Origin of the sequence: Novosphingobium lindaniclasticum LE124 (genome assembly GCF_000445125.1) — a bacterium.
In the GTDB taxonomy this organism is placed as follows: Bacteria; Pseudomonadota; Alphaproteobacteria; order Sphingomonadales; family Sphingomonadaceae; genus Novosphingobium; species Novosphingobium lindaniclasticum.
This window is the reverse complement of the sequence record NZ_ATHL01000110.1, coordinates 1-18,742: the sequence shown is the minus strand read 5'-3', so window position 1 is coordinate 18,742 and position 18,742 is coordinate 1. Positions and strand designations below refer to the sequence as shown.

Annotated in this window: 25 protein-coding genes and 1 tRNA gene; 3 read left to right on the top strand and 23 right to left on the bottom strand. The window is 63.7% G+C overall.

Features of this window, described 5'->3' with window-relative positions:
- From L284_RS48270 to L284_RS40915, 20 genes are all read right to left on the bottom strand, one after another.
- On the bottom strand, window positions 1–147 hold the full coding sequence (locus L284_RS48270) for a hypothetical protein (protein ID WP_021235206.1): 147 nt from the start codon (window positions 145–147) through the stop codon (window positions 1–3).
- 31 nt (window positions 148–178) lie between these two features.
- Window positions 179–526 carry a hypothetical protein gene (locus tag L284_RS40980; RefSeq protein WP_152524716.1) on the bottom strand — a complete coding sequence of 116 codons (348 nt, stop codon included), beginning with the start codon at window positions 524–526 and terminating at the stop codon, window positions 179–181.
- A 94-nt stretch (window positions 527–620) separates the two neighbouring features.
- Complete coding sequence (locus tag L284_RS40975; RefSeq protein WP_021235204.1) at window positions 621–2,651, bottom strand: DNA polymerase; 2,031 nt, start codon at window positions 2,649–2,651, stop codon at window positions 621–623.
- Window positions 2,652–2,719: 68 nt separating this feature from the next.
- On the bottom strand, window positions 2,720–3,010 hold the full coding sequence (locus L284_RS40970; RefSeq protein ID WP_021235203.1) for a hypothetical protein: 291 nt from the start codon (window positions 3,008–3,010) through the stop codon (window positions 2,720–2,722).
- A 24-nt stretch (window positions 3,011–3,034) separates the two neighbouring features.
- The gene (locus tag L284_RS0124570) at window positions 3,035–3,466 is read right to left on the bottom strand and encodes a dATP/dGTP diphosphohydrolase domain-containing protein (RefSeq protein ID WP_021235202.1); all 432 of its coding nucleotides are present in this window, start codon (window positions 3,464–3,466) and stop codon (window positions 3,035–3,037) included.
- Entirely contained in the window at window positions 3,456–4,943 is a 1,488-nt protein-coding gene (locus tag L284_RS40965; protein WP_040713859.1) for a toprim domain-containing protein, read from the bottom strand. The genes L284_RS0124570 and L284_RS40965 overlap by 11 nt, the downstream gene beginning before the upstream one ends.
- A 161-nt stretch (window positions 4,944–5,104) precedes the next feature.
- Complete coding sequence (locus L284_RS48265; protein WP_021235200.1) at window positions 5,105–5,281, bottom strand: hypothetical protein; 177 nt, start codon at window positions 5,279–5,281, stop codon at window positions 5,105–5,107.
- A complete protein-coding gene (locus L284_RS40960; RefSeq protein ID WP_021235199.1) occupies window positions 5,274–5,507 on the bottom strand; it encodes a hypothetical protein in 234 nt (77 codons plus the stop codon). The genes L284_RS48265 and L284_RS40960 overlap by 8 nt, the downstream gene beginning before the upstream one ends.
- Window positions 5,507–5,746, bottom strand: coding sequence for a helix-turn-helix domain-containing protein (locus L284_RS40955; RefSeq protein ID WP_021235198.1), 240 nt, complete (start codon window positions 5,744–5,746; stop codon window positions 5,507–5,509). The genes L284_RS40960 and L284_RS40955 overlap by 1 nt, the downstream gene beginning before the upstream one ends.
- Window positions 5,747–5,759: 13 nt before the next feature.
- Window positions 5,760–6,221 carry an N-acetylmuramoyl-L-alanine amidase gene (locus tag L284_RS40950; protein WP_021235197.1) on the bottom strand — a complete coding sequence of 154 codons (462 nt, stop codon included), beginning with the start codon at window positions 6,219–6,221 and terminating at the stop codon, window positions 5,760–5,762.
- On the bottom strand, window positions 6,218–6,586 hold the full coding sequence (locus tag L284_RS40945) for a RusA family crossover junction endodeoxyribonuclease (protein ID WP_040713854.1): 369 nt from the start codon (window positions 6,584–6,586) through the stop codon (window positions 6,218–6,220). The genes L284_RS40950 and L284_RS40945 overlap by 4 nt, the downstream gene beginning before the upstream one ends.
- 196 nt (window positions 6,587–6,782) lie before the next feature.
- On the bottom strand, window positions 6,783–7,535 hold the full coding sequence (locus L284_RS46955; protein WP_021235194.1) for a hypothetical protein: 753 nt from the start codon (window positions 7,533–7,535) through the stop codon (window positions 6,783–6,785).
- A 32-nt stretch (window positions 7,536–7,567) separates the two neighbouring features.
- On the bottom strand, window positions 7,568–7,738 hold the full coding sequence (locus L284_RS48260; protein ID WP_021235193.1) for a hypothetical protein: 171 nt from the start codon (window positions 7,736–7,738) through the stop codon (window positions 7,568–7,570).
- Window positions 7,738–8,409, bottom strand: a complete 672-nt coding sequence (locus tag L284_RS40940) for a hypothetical protein (RefSeq protein ID WP_021235192.1) — start codon at window positions 8,407–8,409, stop codon at window positions 7,738–7,740. The genes L284_RS48260 and L284_RS40940 overlap by 1 nt, the downstream gene beginning before the upstream one ends.
- Window positions 8,406–8,681: a hypothetical protein gene (locus L284_RS40935; RefSeq protein ID WP_021235191.1), complete on the bottom strand. Its 276-nt coding sequence runs from the start codon at window positions 8,679–8,681 to the stop codon at window positions 8,406–8,408. Before L284_RS40935 ends, L284_RS40940 begins: the two co-directional genes overlap by 4 nt.
- A complete protein-coding gene (locus L284_RS40930; protein ID WP_021235190.1) occupies window positions 8,681–9,082 on the bottom strand; it encodes a hypothetical protein in 402 nt (133 codons plus the stop codon). The genes L284_RS40935 and L284_RS40930 overlap by 1 nt, the downstream gene beginning before the upstream one ends.
- A gap of 169 nt (window positions 9,083–9,251) precedes the next feature.
- The gene (locus L284_RS40925; RefSeq protein WP_021235189.1) at window positions 9,252–9,872 is read right to left on the bottom strand and encodes a hypothetical protein; all 621 of its coding nucleotides are present in this window, start codon (window positions 9,870–9,872) and stop codon (window positions 9,252–9,254) included.
- Window positions 9,872–10,000, bottom strand: coding sequence for a hypothetical protein (locus L284_RS48935; protein ID WP_268745357.1), 129 nt, complete (start codon window positions 9,998–10,000; stop codon window positions 9,872–9,874). Before L284_RS48935 ends, L284_RS40925 begins: the two co-directional genes overlap by 1 nt.
- Window positions 10,001–10,085: 85 nt before the next feature.
- A complete protein-coding gene (locus L284_RS40920) occupies window positions 10,086–12,581 on the bottom strand; it encodes a DNA-directed RNA polymerase (RefSeq protein ID WP_021235188.1) in 2,496 nt (831 codons plus the stop codon).
- Between the two features lie 375 nt (window positions 12,582–12,956).
- Window positions 12,957–13,033: transfer RNA gene (locus tag L284_RS40915), tRNA-Pro, on the bottom strand.
- 306 nt (window positions 13,034–13,339) lie between these two features.
- Here L284_RS40915 and yajC point away from each other — a divergent pair.
- From yajC to secF, 3 genes are all read left to right on the top strand, one after another.
- On the top strand, window positions 13,340–13,675 hold the full coding sequence (yajC, locus tag L284_RS40910; protein ID WP_021235187.1) for a preprotein translocase subunit YajC: 336 nt from the start codon (window positions 13,340–13,342) through the stop codon (window positions 13,673–13,675).
- Window positions 13,676–13,763: 88 nt separating this feature from the next.
- Entirely contained in the window at window positions 13,764–15,377 is a 1,614-nt protein-coding gene (gene secD / locus L284_RS40905) for a protein translocase subunit SecD (protein WP_021235186.1), read from the top strand.
- Between the two features lie 12 nt (window positions 15,378–15,389).
- Window positions 15,390–16,376: a protein translocase subunit SecF gene (secF, locus tag L284_RS40900; RefSeq protein WP_021235185.1), complete on the top strand. Its 987-nt coding sequence runs from the start codon at window positions 15,390–15,392 to the stop codon at window positions 16,374–16,376.
- Window positions 16,377–16,434: 58 nt separating this feature from the next.
- Here secF and L284_RS40895 read toward each other — a convergent pair whose 3' ends face one another.
- The 3 genes from L284_RS40895 to L284_RS40885 form a co-directional block, all read right to left on the bottom strand.
- Window positions 16,435–17,643, bottom strand: coding sequence for a glycosyltransferase (locus L284_RS40895; RefSeq protein WP_021235184.1), 1,209 nt, complete (start codon window positions 17,641–17,643; stop codon window positions 16,435–16,437).
- Window positions 17,644–17,666: 23 nt separating this feature from the next.
- Window positions 17,667–18,239: a helix-turn-helix domain-containing protein gene (locus L284_RS40890; RefSeq protein ID WP_021235183.1), complete on the bottom strand. Its 573-nt coding sequence runs from the start codon at window positions 18,237–18,239 to the stop codon at window positions 17,667–17,669.
- 244 nt (window positions 18,240–18,483) lie between these two features.
- The coding region (locus tag L284_RS40885) for an ABC transporter C-terminal domain-containing protein (protein ID WP_235054480.1) at window positions 18,484–18,742 on the bottom strand (259 nt) is incomplete at its 5' end.

The window sequence follows — 18,742 nt, the reverse complement described above, 5'->3', positions numbered from 1 at the left end:
CTAAGCTTCGGGTTCGTCCTTGCGCTTGAAGCCCAACGCCGCGCCGGTTGACGCTAGGATCGCGGCCACGCCGCCCCCGTAGTTGAGCATGTCGAATTGATGGTCGAGAACCAGGACATCCCAGGCGGAGAGGCCGAGGCCCCACATGCCGAAAAGGATGCACCCGATGCGGATGACGTCAGGTGTTTGATTGTCCCGGCTGGACGTCAGGAGCCGCAGCCAGCGCAGCATGAGCCGCAGGAAAGTTCGCATGTAGCCTCCTTCGGCTCTTTGCTTTGGTGGGGTCGTTTTCGAGGACGTAGGTCAGGATGCGAGACAGCTCCTCAGGGGTGCTATCTGACTTGATCCGGTTGGCCCGGTTCGAGATGACGCGGACGTTGCCCGGCACGTAGCCGAGCTTGGGAACGATCCGGTCGAGAGACGGGCTGGTGTCGAGCCCGTAGCTTGTCCCCCGCTCCAGCTTGATGCCCAGGATCGGGCAGTGGTCGGGGATCACGATGTCGAGGTAGGTCAGGGAGAAGGGCACCCCTTTCGCCTTCGCTCGGGAGCGAGAGCGACTGAGGATGGCCTTCTCCAGACTGTCGGACCCCGGTTCGCGTGTGACGCGAGAGGTCATGAGGTCAGTGGGCCTCGGCCCAGTTCTTTCCGATGTCGCAGGAGCCCGCGAGGGGGCACCTGAGGTTGAACGCGATGCCCGCATCGCGGATGGCATCCTTGCCCATCTGGCCGATTTCCTCGGCAAGGTGCTCAGGGACCTCCATCTGGAATTCGTCGTGGATGTTCGCGGTGAAACCCATCACGTCGTCACCACGGCGAAGTTGGCCGGTAACCAGGTCTGGGACCCAGCCAGCCGCGAGCAGGCGGTTGAAGAGGATCACGAGTGCCTTCTTCATGACGATTGCGCCGCCGCCCTGGAGCAGCGTGTTGAGGGCAGCGTGGGCCGACCGAACGCGCAGGAGGCCGCCGTCGAGTGTCTTAAGGAACCCCGAGGCCGCCAGCCGTTTGATCTTGGCTTGCAGCATGCCGAGCGCAGGGAGACCGGCTTCGACGCGAGCCCGTGCCTGTTTGCCCAAGCGGGCCACAGCGGCCTCTCGGGCTTTCCCTTGGGCGTGCTTGGCGTTGAAGGCTTCACGCTGTGCAGGCGAGAAGTCTTCGTAGATCACCATCCCGAGCTTGAGGAGCCCAGCGCCGTAGAGGTAGGCGTAGATCCAGGTCTTGGCGGAGTTGCGGGAGTTCAGCCGGATCAGCTTCTGATTCACGGTGTGAACGTCGGAGCCATCCTCCTTCTTCCCGTTGACGACCGTGTCCCCGTAGGAGCCGCCGTCGAACTTCGCCATGTAGTGGGCGAGCATGCGCAGTTCTAAGCCCTCGGCATCGACGCCGCAGAGCAGGAAGCCCATGGCAACGACAAAGAGGGAGCGGCATTCCTTGCCGTAAGGCACGACGCCCTTAGCGTTCACCAAGGACGGCACTTGGGCCATGTTGGGGTCCGAGTGCGTCATGCGTCGGGTGATTGCCCCGAGCGTGTTGACGTAGCCGTGGATGCGACCGTCGGCGGCCACCTTCTTCATCCAGGCGTTATCGCCCTCGGCCAACTGCCCGAGACGCTTGTCCACCGTCAGGTAGTCGACGAGCAGGCGGGCTGCCGGAATGTGATCGAGGGAACCTAGGGTCGTTTCGTCGACCTTCGGGGCTCCGCTGTCGGTGAACTCGACAGGTATCCAGCCGTATTGCTCGATGAGACGTTCGGCAATCTGAGGGCGACTGCCGGGATTGAAGGAGACCAGCTTGAGCTTTTCGTAGGTCTCGCCCTTCAGGAACTCGACCGTGAACTCGTTGCCGTCCTCATCCCAGCGGCGGACCTTCGTGCGCCGACCAGCGGTGACGACCACCGGCTGGCCCTTGTAGCGCACCGGGCGCACCCAGGGTTTGAAGGCGACCCGCAATTCGTCTTCCAGCTCCGCCTTGCGGGCACGGAGGGTCCATTCCAGCTTCTCGGCATTGATGCGGTCGAAGAGGAAGCCAAAGCGCTGCTGAAGCGCGATGACGTACTGGACATCGTGCTCCAGCTGGGCGTCTTCGCGGCGCTTGAACGGGTCGTAGTCGGTGAGCTTTTCGCGAATCTTCTTCCAGAGCGCGTAGGTCGTCACCGGGTCTTGGGCGGCGTACTCCTCCATCTCTTGGGTGAAGAGGTCCCACTCGCCTTCATAGTCGGCTTTGAGGACGCCCAGGCGGATGCCCCAAGCCTTCAGCTTGTGAGACCCGAGCAGCTTTTGCTTCCCGAAGTCAAAAGGCAGCTTGCCCTTCTTCATCCAGCTGCTGTCGATTTGCTTGATGTGCGGCCAGAGCAGGCGGGCCCAGACCATCGTGTCTTCGACGATGCAGTCGGGCCGGAGCTTGAACCAAGGGTACACCTTGGTGATAGCCGGGTTGTCGAAAGAGATGACGTTGTGGCCGCAGATGTGCCGGGCCTTCATCAGCAGGATGAAACCTTCCGCGAGGCTGCCGTGACGCGGGGCCGGGCTGCCGTCAGCGAAGTAGCCATCGTTGAACCGCAGGCGGGTGCCGGTCGCGGTCTCAAGGATGTGGAGGGTATGGACGCGGTCCAGCTCGTCGAGCAGCCCGTTCGTCTCGATATCGTAAATGAGCAAGTAGGGCTCCCCAACGAAAAAGGGGCCCCCGAAGGGACCCCTTGAGTGGTGGTGGTGTTGGCTCGCGGTTAGGCGAGCAGGGCCTTCACGCGTTCGCGGATGCGACCAGCGCGCTCTGCGGCGACGAGGGCGGCATCTTCGCGGTCGTAGCTGGCTTCCTGCACCTGGACTTCGGCGTCAGCGATGGCGCGCTGCTGGCGCTCGGCTCGCTCCAGCTTGGCGATGATCGTGTCCAGGCCGCCGACCGTGCGGTCGATGGATACTGGGAGGTGCTCGGTCAGGCGGTCGCGCAGGGCGATAAGGGAAGCCGTGATGGCGATGAGGGTAGTGAGGGCGAGGGCGCGGAAACGTGCGATCATTGGTTCATTCTCCGAAGGTGGGGGTTATTGTCCGAGGGACTTCGTTCGAGCTTCGATCAGCTCTTGAGCGACCCCCTTGTGCGGGCGGTCGTCGATCAGCTTTCCGTTGGCCGCCGCGTCGAGGACGATGGCGAGGCAGCAGATGCCGTGGGCAAGGTCCGAGAGGCCGCTCTCGTGATCTTGGTTCGCGCCATCAATCCAGCTGAAGATGTGGCGCAGAGCGGCGTTGGCGTATGTCATCGCCTCCACCGGGTCCTTGCGCCAATTGAAGGGGCCGTACTTGTCGGCTCCGAGCTGGAAGACTTCACAGACCGGCACCAGGGCACCGGCAGGGAAGAGGGCGAGGGACGGCTTGGCGCGACCGTAGATAGCCTTGGGGTTCTCGGGGAGTTCCCCCGGCGACGGCCCGCCATCGCGGACGACGGCGAAGTGGTCTACGCGGATGTCAAAGCTCATTGTCAGTTTCGTCCTTGAACGGCTTGCCGTCACCCTCCGGCATCGGGACTTCGACCATGTGGCCGCTGTCCTTGTCGTAGGTGAGAGCGATGAACGGGCCGACGGCATCGCCGGTGGGACGATCCTTCAGGCCTCGGATGATGGTGGGGCAGTCGGGGTCCTGCTTGTTGCGCTCCAGGCCCATCAGGAAGTGGGACCAGAACGCGACGGCGCGGGAGCCTCGGAAGTGCTTTTCTTGGACACGACCGCCGTCTTCGTGGGACTTGCCCTCGGGGGTCGCCAAGTGGAACACGAGGTGGATCGTGATGTCCAACTCCTCGGCCAGCTCGGCCAACTCGGACATGATCCCGTCCAGTTCCTGCCGCTCGTTCTCGGCTCCTGCCGTCAGTGCGGTCATGGGGTCGATCACGAAGTCCTCGACGCCCTCAGAAGCGTGAAGGAACCGGATGGTTGTCTTGACGGTATCCCAGTTCCGCGCACCCTTCAGCGCCACGGACTTCAGCAGGGGCCGCAGCTCCCGCATGATCCGCTTGGCCTCTTCCTTGTCGTATTCAACGCCGGGAACGTGGATGCGCTGACGCATCACGAGGCCCGCAAGGTTCTTGAGGGTGCGCTTGAGAGGCTCCTCGTAGAGGATGGTGCCCACAGGGCGCGGGGCGGGCATCGGGAGGAAGTCGTGGTGCTCGCCCATATCAGGACGCATAGCCGTAGCCATCAGCATCCTCATGAGGGTGGTCTTGCCGGAGCCCGTGCCAGCGCCCCAGGTGTAGAGGCAGCCACGAAGGATGCCGTAGGTTGCCTTGGTCATGGTCACCCACGGCCACGGCAGTCCCCAACCTTGCTCCTCACAGGCGTCGTCGATCAGGTCGTCGTCGATGTCGTTGAGGACATCCGGGGACCACTTGCGGGCACCCCACACGGCGTCGACCAACTCCTTGGAGCGTCCGGCCTTCACCATGTCGTTGGCGTCCTTCAGCGGCAGCTTGCCAACGAAGACCTTGCCAGGACTGAATAGGGGAGCGCAGTCCTCGACGGCTTCGCGGCCCGGCTCGTCCTCGTCGAACAGAAGGACGACCTTGTCGAAGCTCTCCAGGAACCCGAGGGCCTTGCTGATGGACTTCTTCGCTCCGCCTGCGCCGTTCGGTAGGGAGACGGCGGGCCACGAAAGGCCCATGGCCTGGGTGACCGACAGGGCGTCGACTTCACCCTCGGTGACCACGATCATCTTGCCGCCGTCCCGGCAGAGTTGCTGCCCGAAAAGCGGAAGGGCTTTCTTGAGGTCCCCTAGGATCGTGAAGTCCTTGCCCGGAAGGCGAACCTTCTGGGCCACGACGTTGCCCGCTTCGTCGTAGTAGGGGGCGATGTGGCACTTCTTGTCGTTGAAGGTGCCGACTTGGTAACTGTATTTCTCGCAGACGCGGTCGTCGAGCTTGCGGCTCGGGATCGCTTCCACTGCTCCTCGGATGAGGCCAGCCATGCGCTTTCCTTTGGCGGGAGGAGGGGGTGCCTCCTCTTCGCCATCGGCGCGGCCATAGTGCTCGCACTTGTGGCAGTAGGTGTGCCCGTCGTCATAGACGCCGTTCGCATCGCTACTGCCACAGGCGTCACAGCTGGTCTTGTAGAGGAGGCTGCTTTCAGTCAGCCCCGGCGAGACACGCGCCACGTTGGCTCGCGCTTCAGAGGGACCTTGGCTCGGCTCACGTCGAAGCCCGCGTCAGCGAAGGCCTTGAACATGGCGTCGGTCATTGCGGTGGTGCGGCGGATCAGCTCGCGGGGCTGCGAGGGTGCGGTGGGCTTGCGCTGTGCCTTAGGCATTCAGGTCTCCTGCGGGGATGAAGGTGTTCTGACGGGGAGGGAGAGGGGCCTTGAGGTCGCTGGCGTATGCCTTCGCCTCAGCGCGGGCCTCTTCGATCCCAAACGCCAACCGCGCATGACCGCGCTTCAGCTTCAGCGTGCCGAGCACATTGCGCTTCAGAAACAGCGGCGTGACGTTGTAAAAGCCGAACTCATCGTAGGTGATATCGAACCCGACCAGCTGCATCAGGCAGCCTTCCGAACGAGCTGATATTCGCCGTAGGGGTGGCCCGAAGCGTCCCGCTTCATGACCGTCTTGATGCGGTGCCCGTCCGGGATGAGGTCACTGTCCTCGTTGCGGAGGCGCAGGATCGCATCGGAGAGGCGGAAGTAGCCGTATTCCAGGGTCGCGGTGCCCTGGCTGATATGGCCGTGCTTCTTCAGGTGGCGGGATACTAGGACCGCCTTGTTTTCATCGCGGGACATCTTCGGTTCTCCGTTACTGGGGTTTGTTCTCCGCCCACCAAGGCTTCACGTCGAAGCTCGGGCACGCCTTGCGCACGCCCGGCACGTCGCGGTGTCCAAGGACGACCGCGTTGGGGTGCTTCGCGTGCAGTTCGGTGACGAGCTTCTTCAGGGAGGCCCATTGGGCGGAGGTGTAGTTGTTCTCGCCAAGGCCCTTCTTCTGCTCCGGGGAGCCGATGGGCGGCGATCCGCCGACGAGGCAGACGGCGATGGACTGCGAGTTGATCTTGGGTTCGTGTGCGCCGGGCATGTCGTCCGGGCGGCCCTTCTCAACAGTGCCGTCACGCTTGATGACGTAGTGATAACCGATGTCGCGCCAGCCGAGCTTACGATGCCACTGGCGGATGTCGGACGCTCCGATGTTCACCGAGGTTCCCGGGGTTGCCGAGCAATGGACCGCGATGAACCCGATGCGGGTCATTTTTTTGTAGTTCACAGTTCCTTTGAGATTGCGACGTGGATGCCGGGGGCTCCCTCGGTCCACGTTTTGGACACCCAGAGGCCGACCACTTGGCTGTCGTCAGACCAGAAGCGGCCATCCTTGGTGATGGCGTCGAGTACGCCCTTGGCGTAGTTGTCGACGTCGGGCTTGGGAGCCGCGAGCTTCGTGGTTTTAGGCTTGGCGACCTCGCAGACGATGCTCACGGTGCAAGGGCCGTCTATGGGGAATGCAGGGACGCCCTTGAGCGCCGCCGCCGCTTCCTTCTGCCACTCTTGGTATTCCTTGGGAGAGTAGAAGGAAGCGATGGGTCTCCGGCCCGCTGCTGCAATGACCCGCGCTCTCGGACGAGGGGTGGGCATGGGTTCAACAGCGAGCCGGAAGGTGACTTGGGTCAGACGAAGGAGCCGATCAGGGCACCAACGAGGGCAAAGCCAATGGCCTTGAAAAGTCCCGTGCCGCGAAGGGCTGGTGCAGGATAGCCCGAAGCGACGCGCTCGACGGTCCCAAGCATGAACAAGCTAAACCAGACGGTAAAGCCTGTCAGTGCCCCTACTATCACAGTTCGTCGTCTTCATCGCCCGAGCCGCTCTCATTCGAGAAGCCGCCCGAGGTGTTGTCGTCGTCGCCAATGTCGTCGCCATCTTCCGCGCCGAAGCCATAGCCCGCCGCGTCACGCTGGCCGAACTGGACCAAGGTGATGAGCTGGATGGCTTCCATACGGAACGTCACGCCGACCTTGCCGTCGTTCGCGGCGTAGTAGGGGCTCAGTTCGATGGACATCTTCACGTCCGAACCGCCGCCAATCTTCGGCGGGCTGGCGAGCTGCTTGCCCTTTGCGTTGAAGATGTTCGGCTTGCGCTCCCAGCGCTGGCCGGTCTTCGGGCCGGTCTTGTAGACACCCGATGCCTTCATCTTGCACTTGAGCATGCAGGTGCCGGTCTCGTCGCCTTCGTCGTCGATCTCGGGAGCCAGGGGCTCGACGAGAGTGATGAGCTTCAGCTTCTCCGCCAGCGCCTTCTTGCCAGCGGCCTTCAGCTCGCTGACCTTGGCCTCGTACTCGTCCTCGTCGAAGAAGACCTTCGAGTCGCCCTCGAACTGTTCCTTGATCTCCGCGAACTTGGCCTGGGCGAGTTCCATCGCCTTCGCCTTGATCTTCTGGACGACCGGATCGTCGAGCTGAAGCTCCTGCTTGCACTCGTAGACACCGGCAGCGTCGTGCTTGGTGTCCGGCTCGTTCAGGCGGGGCCAGATGGCCGGAGCACGGGGAGTGGTGAACTTGGGGCCTGCGATATACTTCGATTTCGCCATAAGCGGTTCTGTCTTTCTAGTGGAAGTTTCCGTCAGGCGTCGTCGAGGGTCTTGCTGACCATCGCGTTCACGTCATTGACGAAGTGGTTGGTGTCGAAGCCGCTGGCTGCGGCGTTGGTGATGTCGACGAGGTCGACGGCCCCGGTTTCCGCCGCGCGTTCAGCTGCGGCCTCGACCATGTTCTCGTAAAGGAGTTCGTCCATCAGCGAGCGAAGTCCTCGCGAGTCGCGTTGCGTACCGTGACGCCGCGATTGCGATAGGTCGGGGTGAGGGGCACCATGCGGGCGTCGACGAGCGTGCCATCTTCGAAGACCTGCTTCAGGATGCCGATGCGGACCTTGCCGAACTTGACGTTCTGGCGGGCGGCTTCCTCGGTCTTGTGGGCCGTCGTGCCGAGGGTGCCGTCAGCGTAGACGTTGCGGAACTTCTCGGTCTTCGTGACCTTCACGATCACGTCGTCACCCGAGGTGACACCGACGGCTGCCGACTTGCGGCCATCTGCGAAGCGCAGCTCGGTTGCCTGGGTGCGGCTGAAGGCCGAGCCATAGCCGACCTGGACGACCAGACGGCCATCTTCCAGCTTCCCGACGAACGTGACGGGCTTGCCGTCAGAGGTCTGAAGGGGCTTGGAAGTGTCGAGGGTGGCCTCGAGGACGTTTTGGAGGTTCGGGAGCGTGCTGTGAACGTGGATCCCGTCGGCGCGGAAGTGGCGATGCTGGCCGACTTCGCGGCCGGTCGTGTTCGGCTTGATGATAACCTCGTAGCCGTCCATGCTCATGTGAGAGCGGCGGGCGAAGGCGACGGGAGTGCCGTCAGCAAGCTGCAACGGCTTGGTAACGTCGATCTTGGCCAGCTTGGTGGTGGTGAGGGTCAACGAAGTTCTCCTTGGGCGTAGGCCTCGATGGCCTCAGGGATCGGGTTGCGGACGGCAGCAGCGTCCGAGAGCTGACGGCGGGAGCGCTCGACCAGTTCGTGGGGATTGAGCCCGGCCCCTTGGGCCAGGATGGTGAAGGTCAGGGACAGCGCCTCGATCTGGACGTCAGCCGGGTGGGCTTGGAGGGAGTCCAGAAGGGAAAAGGCGGGGGCCTTGAGGGGACTGAGGGAAGACCTGAAAGCCACCCGGTCCCGGATGGTATGGGCCTGCATCAGACGAGGGAAGCCGATACGGGCTTGCCGTCCTCGTAGGCGATGCGGATCGTGGCGCGGTACTTGTCCGACCCGATGTTCCGAGCCGTGCTCGCGCTTGCTCGCTTGGCGAAGCTCCAGTCGGCACCTTCGCTTGGCGGATAAATCGAGAAGAACTCTTCGGTCTTCACAGGCTCCGGTGGGATATTGACGAGGTCCCATTCGGTATCGCCTTGGGCCTTGTGGAAGGAGCCATCGGCGTCGAAATAATCAGGCGCAGGCTTGCCCTCGATCTGTGCGAGGATCGTCTGCTCTCCGACACGGCAACCGATGCCGGGGATGTGCGCGAGCACGCCAGTGGCGAGGATGGTCACGGCGCGGCCGTCCCGCGTCCGCACCGGCTTGGTGGGATCGAAAGTCATGTAATGCTCCAGTGAAAACGAGGGGTGGCCAATAGGAACTAAGAATGTTCCCACCACCGAAGGTGGGGGTTAATTCGATGTCCTGGCCAAGAACGATGAAAGGCCCCAGCATTTCTGCGAGGGACCTGAGGTTTCATCTGCCGAAGGTGGGGGTTAATTACAGCGGTATTCAGCGGTTGCCGACGAGGTCGAGGAATTGCTCGATGCGGACGCGGGCGTGGTCCGGGTCCATGCGGTCGTAAAGCCCGTCCAGGCTCGGCGGGGTCTTGTCTCCCGCGAGACGATAGGCGTTGGTCGGCTGATCGAGCGGCACCTCGTCTGCGAGCTGTTCCAGCATGATGACCGTGCCCTCGCAGCGGATGTCGAGGGTGTGGATTTCCTCGGCACGGCAATGCCAGTGCATTCCGCGACGGCGATGCAGGCCGTTGGCTTCGGACCAGAGACGACGCTCGCCCACCCACGAGAACCCATCGCCGCCATTCAGGGGCGTGAGGTACTTGAAGTGGTCGAAGAGGCGCGTCTGGCGCTCCCACTCGACCTTGACGTCCGCCGCAGGTTCGCCCTGGAGCCCCCAGAACCGCTTGTTCACCACGGCGCCCGCGAGGACAGTCGTGACGAAGGCGTATCGGTGGTCATGAGGGATCACCAGTTCCGGCAGGTCTGCAAGGTCCCCGTCGAAGAAGTAGACCTTCCGCGTCAGCTCCGGGGTCCGTGTGAGGCAGAGGTAGTCGAACCCCTTCGTGTGGAAGTTGCGGAAGGAGTTGGCGCAGATGGTATCGATGTTGTCCATCAGCGTGTTCCTCCCCAGCCTTCGGGGCCCGAGGCGGCATCTCCAACTTGCACCGGAGTGCCGTGGGTTTCTGCAAGCTGGCGGGCAAGGCGCTGGCGCGCCTCCCGGTCCAAAGTGATCTTCTTCATGGTCTTATGGTCCTTGCGAATGTGGTGCGGTTTCGCCCGCCGATGGTGGGGGATAATTCGTTAGAACATCACGCTAGTGGAACTATTATGCGAAAGTGTACGAGGCTTTGCGGATGAGATTGAGGTCCAGGTCGCCAGACTTCGGCGGCTCGGGCAGCTTCGCGGCCAACTCCTCGCCCAACTGCTCCTTCAGTTCCTCGTAGAACTCCCCGAGGACGTCGCCCTCGTACTGCTCGACGAAGGTATCCCGCAGGATCGACGAGAGACGCGCGGTGTTCGCCGCGTGTGTCCCGAAGCTGTCGTGGATCATGGCTAGGTGCTTGATCCCTTCATGCTTGCAGCGCAGCGCTACGGCTTGGAGGTGCGCCGCATCCAACGAGTGGACGAAGTTCGGAGCCACGCCGTTCGCCTGAGCGCGTCCGTCGAGGTCCTCAGTGTCCTTCTGCACCATCATGCGAACCCGCTGGCCGTGCCAGTGGACCTCTACACGCTCGCCTTTCTGCGCCTTGTACTCCTGAAGGATCGGAAGACCCATCGGGGTGGTCCACCAGAGCGGCAGGCCGCCCTCGGCTGCCACCTTAGCTGCCTCGCGGAGCCACTCCATTGCCTTTGCGGCAGCCGGAACAGTCTCGCTAATGGAACTAAATATGACATGAGAAAGCCACATGGCGCAGTGATAGTTGTCCGCACCGCCGAGGTAGGGGCCCTGACCCTTCGCGGCCAGCTCCCGGTCCATTTCCTTGAGGGTCTGGACGATCATACCGCCCATGCCGAAGCGCGTGGCTGAATAGCAGAAGGTCATGGTAGGGCGCTTCGCGATCCCACGCTTGACCATGCCGCCCATCCAGGGGTTCGGAATGGTGACATCTTCCTCGACACCATCGGCTTTCTTCACCTTGTAGGTGATGAACGGCGTGGCATCCGCGATGGCCTGAGCTTTACCCGCAGCGCGCATGTATATGTCCTGCGGGGTCTCCGAGGGCAGGAGGTTAACCGCCTCGCCGCCTTCGGCATCCCGGAGCATAGCCGAGAAGTGCTGAATGCCGGAGCAGGACCCGTCGAGGGCGATGGGCACCCGCGACACGTAGGCCGTCGGGTCTTCCATGCGCACGGCGTCGGCCAGCTCGAACAGAGCCGCGAGAGCAGAGTAAGGGCTGTCGGCAGTCGTCCAGAACCGCTGACCCCCCAAGGGGTCTTCGGCACTGTCCAGCAGGGCAGGGAGGTTGTCCGTCACCCACTGCTCGCGTTCCCGGAACGACACCTTGTCGACACCGAAGAGGTTCGCGACGTGGATGCAGAGCCAGCGGAAGCCCTCAAGGCCCAGAGGGAGGCCTTCGGAGAACTGAAGGAGCGCCTTCTGCCAATCGCAGCCTTGCGGCGAGGGGCCGAACACCGGGATCGGATAGACCCGGCCACGGAAGTCCAGCTCGTGCGGGTAATAGATGGCCGACTCGTCAGCGAATCGGCGGGCGACCCACAGACCGGAGTGCATGGACATGCGCGCAGAGGTGCGCTCCGCGTTGGCCGTGTAGACCTCTGCGGCATCCCGCTTCCACTTGAGCTTGGCTTCCTCGTTGGTGTCGATGTCCTCCGGCTTGGCCGGAATAGGGTCGTCTTCACGTTGCGGAAGGCCGCCGAGGGACGTGCCGTCGGCCCACACCTGCTCCATCACCTCCAGTACGCGGGTGTTGATGACCCACGGGCTGTCTTGGATGTGGTTCACGCTGTCATAGACCTTGGAGAGGTCCATGTTCCGCACTTCAACGTGATAGGCGTGGTTCCGCTGCTTGATGAAGCGGTTCCCGTGGCGGGGCGTGAGGTATCCCCCGTAAGTGGGCGAGCGCCAGCGGCGCGGACGCACTACCATCGGCATGTTGATGGGGTCGAGGAGCGCGCAGCGGGCGTGCTGCTTATCGAACCAGTCCTGGAGCGTCTCGGTCGGGCGAAGGCTGTAGGCGAAGCCGTTGGCGCGGCGCACCTTCTCCAGCGAGAAGAAGCCTGTGGCGTCGATGACCAGCTCCATGCACTTGGTGCCGATGGAGACCTTCTCCTCGCTCGACACCTCAATGGCGCAGCCCTCGGAGTGAAACAGCTTCTTCACGGCGGCCTTGCGCTGGCGGCTGTAGCCACGCGCCTCTTGGGCCTTCATGAAACCCTTGTAGCCCTTCCGGTTCATTTCGCGGAACGACTTGAACTCCAAGTTCTCGATAAGCGCCTCGGTCACGCGAGTCGCGGCAGTCTGGAGGAGCGTCTGCGCCATGCAGAGATTCACCATCACGCGAGTCGTGAGATAAGCCACCTCGGTCGAGTCGAGGAGCAGAAGGAAATCCACCGCCCGGTGATGACGCCCGGCCTTGCGCTCGCACACTTCCGCGAGGAACGCTTCAATGGTCTCTGCGACGGGCTTGGTGGCGAGCTTCAGGAGTTGATGGCCGGGAGGCAGATTGGCCTCCTCGTCGATAGAGCCTGCTTCCACCTTCCAAGGGAGAGCCCGTGCTTGGTAACGGCTTGCGCCGAGGGCACGCTGCTCGTCCTCAAGGTCGATCTGGCGGCGAAGCTGGGCGCGAAAATCGGTCGTCATGTGGGGATTGCCTTCCGTGTCAGGGATTGGGCGCGCTGAACGCACGCCGAGGTGCGGCGGCGAGAAAGGCTCTCGCGCCGAGGGTGGGTGCTAATTGCGGTGACGCTCTGGACTGCCAGATGGTCGTTCTAGTGGAAGTTTGTGGGCGGCGGCGTTGGGCCGATCCGCAGGTTACCTTAGGGTATCCATGGGTGTCCTTACGTGAAGTGCTCCGCACCCGCCGAGGGTGGGTGTTAAATCACCTAGTACACCAGTCACGATAATCTCTCTAGTGGAAATATCGTGCCAAACGTGACAGGCGCACCTCTCCATGGAGTGTGACACCTGGCACGATGCCCCGAAGGGCTGTTTTTTCGCAGATTTGCTGAAATGAATTGGTCGGGACGAGAGGATTCGAACCTCCGACCCCCACACCCCCAGTGTGATGCGCTACCAGGCTGCGCTACGTCCCGACCGGAGCGCGCCCTATAGGCAGCATATTTTCAGAGCGCAAGCGTCTCGATGAGACTTTCTTCACTTCGGTTGAAGCGCGCTGGTGGATACTTATCTGGCGAGAGCTTCGGCAAGGTCGCGGGCGGTGCGCGCGCGGGTGATGGCGGCATTTCCTCGGGAAGGCGGCGCGTTGCCAGTGCTTCGCTTTATTGCTAACCGCGCCCATCCGGCAAAGTCCACGATTGGATTTTCCGGCGAGGCGTGCGGCAGATCGGATGCCATGTGCCGCCTGCCGGGATGAAACGACGAGAAGGCCCTTCAGTTCAATGCAAAGCTCGATTCTCAACCAGCTCGCCGCAGCCGCTCCCGCCGGCGCCCCGCCGGCCTGGATCCAGTACCTGCCCTTCGTCGCGATGGCGGTGATCTTCTGGTTCCTCATCCTGCGTCCGCAGATGAAGCAGCAGAAGGAGCACAAGAACAAGCTTTCGGCGCTCAAGAAGGGCGACGAAGTGCTGACCGGTGGCGGCCTCGTCGGCAAGATCGTGAGGATCGACGACAACTATGCCGACATCCAGCTGGCGCAGGGCGTGGTGGTGAAGGCCGTGAAGTCGACCATCGTCGACGTCATCCCGCCGGCCGGCTCGAAGCCCGCGAACGACTGAACATTCGGCATCGCCGGGCAGCCCTGGCGATTCGCGACAGCATCGAGCGCCTGAAAGCAGGCGCTCGTTCGGAGAGAAGCCACAGGCTATGCTCGAATTTCCTACCTGGAAGAAGCTCTGGTACTGGGGGCTGACGATCGTCATCGCCCTTTGCGCCGTGCCGTCGCTGGTCTCGCTGACCAATGCGCGCTGGCCCGCTTTCCTGCCCGAGCCCAAGATCAATCTCGGCCTCGACCTGGCCGGCGGCAGCCGCCTCCTGCTTGAGGCGAACCGCCAGCAGGTCGTCCAGCAGCGGCTGGAAGGCATGGAGGAATCCGTGCGCACCCGCCTGCGCCAGGCCAGCCCCTCGATCGCCATCGGCGACTTTTCCAGCACCGGCGGCCAGCTTGCCTTTACCGTGCGCAATGCCTCGCAAGTCGATGCCGCGCGCGAGGCGATCCTGCCGCTCACATCCGGCGCGGGGCTGACCGGCCAGCGCGACTGGGACATCACGGTACGCGACGGAACCCGCTTCATCCTGGTTCCGACCCAGGCCGGCATCGATCTTGCGATCAGCAGCGCCATGGAAACGGCCGTCGAAGTGGTGCGCAAGCGTATCGACGCGCTGGGCACCAAGGAGCCGGACATTCGCCGCCTGGGCGGCACCCGCATCGACGTGCAGGTTCCGGGTCTGCAGGATCCGCAGGCGTTGAAGAACCTGCTCGGCCAGACCGCCAAGCTCGAATTCAAGCTGGTCGACGAGACCGCCGTACCGAGCGACATCGCCAAGGGCATCGTGCCGCCGGGCGACGAACTGGTTCCCTACGCCGATGCCAACGATCCCGCTTCCGGCGGCGTTCCAGCCCTGGCGGTAAAGCGTCTGGGCGGCATCAAGGGCGATGAACTGACCGATGCCAAGCAGGCCTTCGATCCCAAGACCAACGCTGCCGTCGTCTCGATCACGTTCAACCAGCAGGGCGGCGAGAAGTTCGCCAAGCTGACCACCGAGAACGTCGGCAAGCGGTTCGCCATCATCCTCGACGGCAAGGTGCTTTCGGCGCCCAGCATGAACGAGCCTATCCTGGGCGGCAGCGCGCAGATCTCGGGCAGCTTCAACGTGCAGTCGGCCACCCAGCTCGCCATCGCGCTGCGTTCGGGTGCACTTCCGGTCGATCTCACCGTCGTCGAGGAACGCACCGTCGGTCCCGATCTGGGAGCCGATTCGATCCAGAAGGGCGTCGTCGCCATGGGCGTCGGCACCGTTCTGCTGATGCTGTTCATCTTCCTCACTTATGGCCGCTTCGGCGCCTATGCCAACCTCGCGCTCATCATCAACGTGCTGATGATCCTGGGCGTGATGGCCGTGCTGGGAACGACGCTGACCTTGCCGGGCATCGCCGGCTTCGTGCTGACGATCGGCGCGGCGGTGGACGCCAACGTGCTCATCAACGAACGCATTCGCGAGGAACGCCATCGCGGGCGCCGGGTCGTGCAGTCGGTTGAACTGGGCTACAAGGAGGCGAGCCGCGCCATCTTCGACGCCAACATCACCAACTCGATCGCCGCCGTGCTGATGTTCGCCTTCGGCTCGGGCCCGGTTCGCGGTTTCGCGGTCGTCCTCATGATCGGCATCGTCACTTCGGTGTTCACCGCCGTCACGATGAGCCGCATGTGGGTTGCGGGCTGGCTGCGTCGCGCCCGTCCCAGCGACCTGAACGTATAAAGGTACAGGCGCATGAAGCTCCTAAAGCTCATTCCGGATAACACGAACATCCACTTCCTGCGCTGGCAGTGGCCGTTCTTCATCAGCAACCTGCTGGCCATGGCCGCATCGATCGTGCTGCTGTTCACCCATGGCCTCAACCTGGGCGTCGATTTCGTCGGCGGCCAGATGATCCGCGTGACCTTCGAGCAGAGCGCCAGCGCGCCCGTCGGCAAGCTGCGTGACAGCGTCGAATCGCTCGGGTTCGGCGAGCCGGTGATCCAGACCTTCGGCAAGCCGAACGAAGTCTCGGTTCGCATGAAGCTGCCGGAAGGCGCGGAGGACAACCCGAAGCTGGCCGACGGCATGGCCCGCAAGATCACCGCCAAGGTCCGCCAGGACTTCGCCGACGCCCGCGTCGACGGTGTCGATTCGGTCTCGGGCAAGGTCTCGGGCGAGCTGTTCCACACCGGCATGCTCGCGCTTGGCCTGGCGATGGTGTTCATCTCGATCTACATCTGGATCCGCTTCGAATGGCAGTTCGCCGCCGGCGCGCTCTTTGCGCTGGTGCAGGATATCCTGCTGACGGTGGGCATGTTCTCGCTCACCCAGATGGAGTTCGACCTCAACATCGTGGCGGCCTTGCTGACGCTGCTGGGCTATTCGCTGAACGACAAGATCGTGGTCTACGACCGCATCCGCGAAAACATGAAGAAGCACCGGCGCATGCCGATGAACGAGCTGCTCGACCTCTCGGTCAACGAGACGCTGTCGCGCACCGTGGCCACCTCGCTGTCGGTCCTGATCATGCTCGTGGCGCTGCTGTTCCTCGGCCCCGACGTGATCTTCGGCTTCACCGCCGCCATCACGCTGGGCATCTTCATCGGTACCTACAGCTCGATCTTCATGTCGGCGCCGATCCTGATCTGGCTGGGCGTGAAGTCGGACTCGTTCGTGAAGACGGAATCCGAAATCGACCGACAGGAGCGTCTCGCCCGTCAGGGCGGCGCGCAACCCTGAGCCGGTCGTCAGGCGAAAACGAAAAGGCCGTTCCCGTAAGGGAGCGGCCTTTTTCGTATCAGGCTCTCGGGCCTATGGGGTTTCCGGACAGAACGTCGCTCCAGAAGCGTGCGAGGTTGCGGGCATTCGCGGTCCAGGAAAAGCGGGCGGCATGGGCGCAGACCGCCTCCTGGCTGGGCGGATCGGCAAGGATGGCGCGCACGGCGTCAGCGATCGCTGCAGGCCTGCGAAGAACTACGCGCCCGGCACTGTCGTCCTTCACGACTTCGCGCGCGCCGCCGATGTCGGGAACGACGATCGGGGTGCCGCAGGCAAGCCCCTCGACCCAGACGTTGGCAAGGCCCTCGCTGGCCGAAGGCAGCACCAGCACGTCGGCGGCGCTGAGGACAAGGGGGAGCAGGTTGTGACCGACGAAGCCAAGAAACTGCACACGGTCCGCCACGCCGAGCGAGGTAGCGAGGGCGCGTAGCCGCTTCTCGTCCTCTCCGGCGCCGGCCAGGGCCAGATGCGCGCCGGACAAGCGGGCCAGCGCCTCGATCGCCAATGCCTGCCCCTTGCGGGGAATCAGCGAGCCGGGGCTGACGATCAAGGCGCCGTCCGGGCGAATACCAAGATCGGGCATGGCCGAGACACGTGCACGCGCGGCTTTGCGCTCGGCGGGGCGGAAGCGTTCGCGGTCGAGGCCGGTGTAATGGATGCCGATGCGCGCTTCCGGCATGCCGAGGGCGACCATGTCGCGCCGCAGTGCCTTGCTGACGGCCAGCATGCCCGCCGCCTGCCGTGCGGCCTCCTGAATCTGCTGCAAGGCGGCCGGCCTTCCGCCCCAGTAATGAATGTCGGCCCCGCGCGATTTGATGGTGAGCGGCAGCCCGAGTTCGCGCGCGACGATGGCGGCGGCGGGACCGTCGGGAAAGAAGAACTGCGCATCGACAAGGTCGAACGGGCGCTCGGCATGGAGGCGCCGGACCAGCGGCAGTACCGCGCGAGCGATCCGGCCTGGGTTGCTGTCTCCGCCAATCTTGGGAATCAGCGTGAACTTGGGGTAGTGCACCGCGATGCCCGCAGCCTCGCTGCTATGCGCTATCCGCGCCAGCTTGTCGTAGGGAGAACGGTGGGAAAGCGGCCAGGGCGGGATGCCGATCGGACTGACCATGGTGAGGTCCACATCGCCGCGCGCGACGATCGCCCGCATCTGGTTTCCGACGAAGATCCCGAACGAGGGCTTCACTGGATTGGGAAACAGGGTGGCGATGGAGAGGATGCGCATGGCGTCTCTCTAGCGGCAGAAGGTTAGAGCTTTCTGATGAGCAGGTCGGCAACCGCCAGCCATGCGGGATGCTCCACCGCGCGGACCGGCTGTCCGCTGGCGGGCGGAAGCAGCATCAGCCGTCCGCCATCGCCATCGATCAACCGCCCGAAAGCGAAGCGGCCACCGGGCAGGGGCGCCAGGATATCCCGGTTGAGCAGCCGGGGCGCCTCGTGCGGCGGCGATGGGCGGAGCCAGACCTGATCCCCGGCCCGATACTCGCCGCAGGACTGTTCGACATCCATGACCATCCAGGCGGTTTCGGCGGAGAGGTCGCTGGGCAGCATCGCCTCGCGCCGGGCGCGGGGACTCTCGGCGCCGTTTTCCGAGAGGATGGCCACGATCATTGCCGGTTCTTTCGTCTCGCTGCGCAAGAGCCGCTCGGGCTCGACCTCCAGTGCTTTGGCGATCCGGCTCATCCAGGCGAGCGAGAGGTTGCGCATGCCGGTTTCCAGCCGCCCGACGGTCTGGGCGGTGGTCGGCGGATGGCAGCGGGCAGCGACATCTGCAAGCGTCAGGCCCTTTTGAAGGCGGATGTCTCGAATGCGGTTGATCATTTCGGGATGGCCTTGCGTAACCGATCTGGTTTTTCGGAGTTCAGCCTTGTGCCATCCGGGTGCGGCTTCGTGCAAGGTCCATGGGGGGTGGGTAGAGAGGAGGCAGGGCCGCACTTCTCGCAATGACGAGGTGGGCGGGCCGCGCGAGAGGGGCGGCGCGGGAAAGCGGGCGGCGGAGAGTTCGACGACGGCTTACTGAAGGGGCTTCAGCAAAGTCGGGGCATGCGTGCTGCCGCCACTTCTGCTATCCCTCGACTTGTTCCGCCAGTTCCAGCCAGCGTTCCTCGGCGGCTTCCTTCTCGCCGCGCGATTTCTCGATGGCGGCGGTGAGGCTGGCGAACTTCGCCGGATCGCGGGTGTAGAGCGCCGGGTCGGCCATGGCCGCCTCGTCACGGAGGATCGCGGCTTCCAGTTCCTCGATCCGCTTGGGCAGGAGTTCGTAGTCGCGCTGGTCCTTGTAGGAGAGCTTGCCCTTCTTCGGCGGCATGGGTGGGGGCGGGGGG

What these genes read in the sequence shown, in the direction of transcription:
- L284_RS40955 (WP_021235198.1), bottom strand. Translation starts at nt 5,746, where the DNA reads ATGTCCCGCGATGAAAACAAGGCGGTCCTAGTATCCCGCCACCTGAAG.
- yajC (WP_021235187.1), top strand. Translation starts at nt 13,340, where the DNA reads ATGCAAAGCTCGATTCTCAACCAGCTCGCCGCAGCCGCTCCCGCCGGC.
- L284_RS40930 (WP_021235190.1), bottom strand. Translation starts at nt 9,082, where the DNA reads ATGACTTTCGATCCCACCAAGCCGGTGCGGACGCGGGACGGCCGCGCC.
- L284_RS46955 (WP_021235194.1), bottom strand. Translation starts at nt 7,535, where the DNA reads ATGGCGAAATCGAAGTATATCGCAGGCCCCAAGTTCACCACTCCCCGT.
- L284_RS40960 (WP_021235199.1), bottom strand. Translation starts at nt 5,507, where the DNA reads ATGCAGCTGGTCGGGTTCGATATCACCTACGATGAGTTCGGCTTTTAC.
- L284_RS40935 (WP_021235191.1), bottom strand. Translation starts at nt 8,681, where the DNA reads ATGCAGGCCCATACCATCCGGGACCGGGTGGCTTTCAGGTCTTCCCTC.
- L284_RS48935 (WP_268745357.1), bottom strand. Translation starts at nt 10,000, where the DNA reads ATGAAGAAGATCACTTTGGACCGGGAGGCGCGCCAGCGCCTTGCCCGC.
- L284_RS40890 (WP_021235183.1), bottom strand. Translation starts at nt 18,239, where the DNA reads ATGATCAACCGCATTCGAGACATCCGCCTTCAAAAGGGCCTGACGCTT.
- L284_RS48260 (WP_021235193.1), bottom strand. Translation starts at nt 7,738, where the DNA reads ATGGACGAACTCCTTTACGAGAACATGGTCGAGGCCGCAGCTGAACGC.
- L284_RS40925 (WP_021235189.1), bottom strand. Translation starts at nt 9,872, where the DNA reads ATGGACAACATCGATACCATCTGCGCCAACTCCTTCCGCAACTTCCAC.
- L284_RS40920 (WP_021235188.1), bottom strand. Translation starts at nt 12,581, where the DNA reads ATGACGACCGATTTTCGCGCCCAGCTTCGCCGCCAGATCGACCTTGAG.
- L284_RS48270 (WP_021235206.1), bottom strand. Translation starts at nt 147, where the DNA reads ATGTGGGGCCTCGGCCTCTCCGCCTGGGATGTCCTGGTTCTCGACCAT.
- L284_RS40970 (WP_021235203.1), bottom strand. Translation starts at nt 3,010, where the DNA reads ATGATCGCACGTTTCCGCGCCCTCGCCCTCACTACCCTCATCGCCATC.
- secD (WP_021235186.1), top strand. Translation starts at nt 13,764, where the DNA reads ATGCTCGAATTTCCTACCTGGAAGAAGCTCTGGTACTGGGGGCTGACG.
- L284_RS40945 (WP_040713854.1), bottom strand. Translation starts at nt 6,586, where the DNA reads ATGCCCACCCCTCGTCCGAGAGCGCGGGTCATTGCAGCAGCGGGCCGG.
- L284_RS40895 (WP_021235184.1), bottom strand. Translation starts at nt 17,643, where the DNA reads ATGCGCATCCTCTCCATCGCCACCCTGTTTCCCAATCCAGTGAAGCCC.
- L284_RS0124570 (WP_021235202.1), bottom strand. Translation starts at nt 3,466, where the DNA reads ATGAGCTTTGACATCCGCGTAGACCACTTCGCCGTCGTCCGCGATGGC.
- secF (WP_021235185.1), top strand. Translation starts at nt 15,390, where the DNA reads ATGAAGCTCCTAAAGCTCATTCCGGATAACACGAACATCCACTTCCTG.
- L284_RS48265 (WP_021235200.1), bottom strand. Translation starts at nt 5,281, where the DNA reads ATGCCTAAGGCACAGCGCAAGCCCACCGCACCCTCGCAGCCCCGCGAG.
- L284_RS40965 (WP_040713859.1), bottom strand. Translation starts at nt 4,943, where the DNA reads ATGGCTGGCCTCATCCGAGGAGCAGTGGAAGCGATCCCGAGCCGCAAG.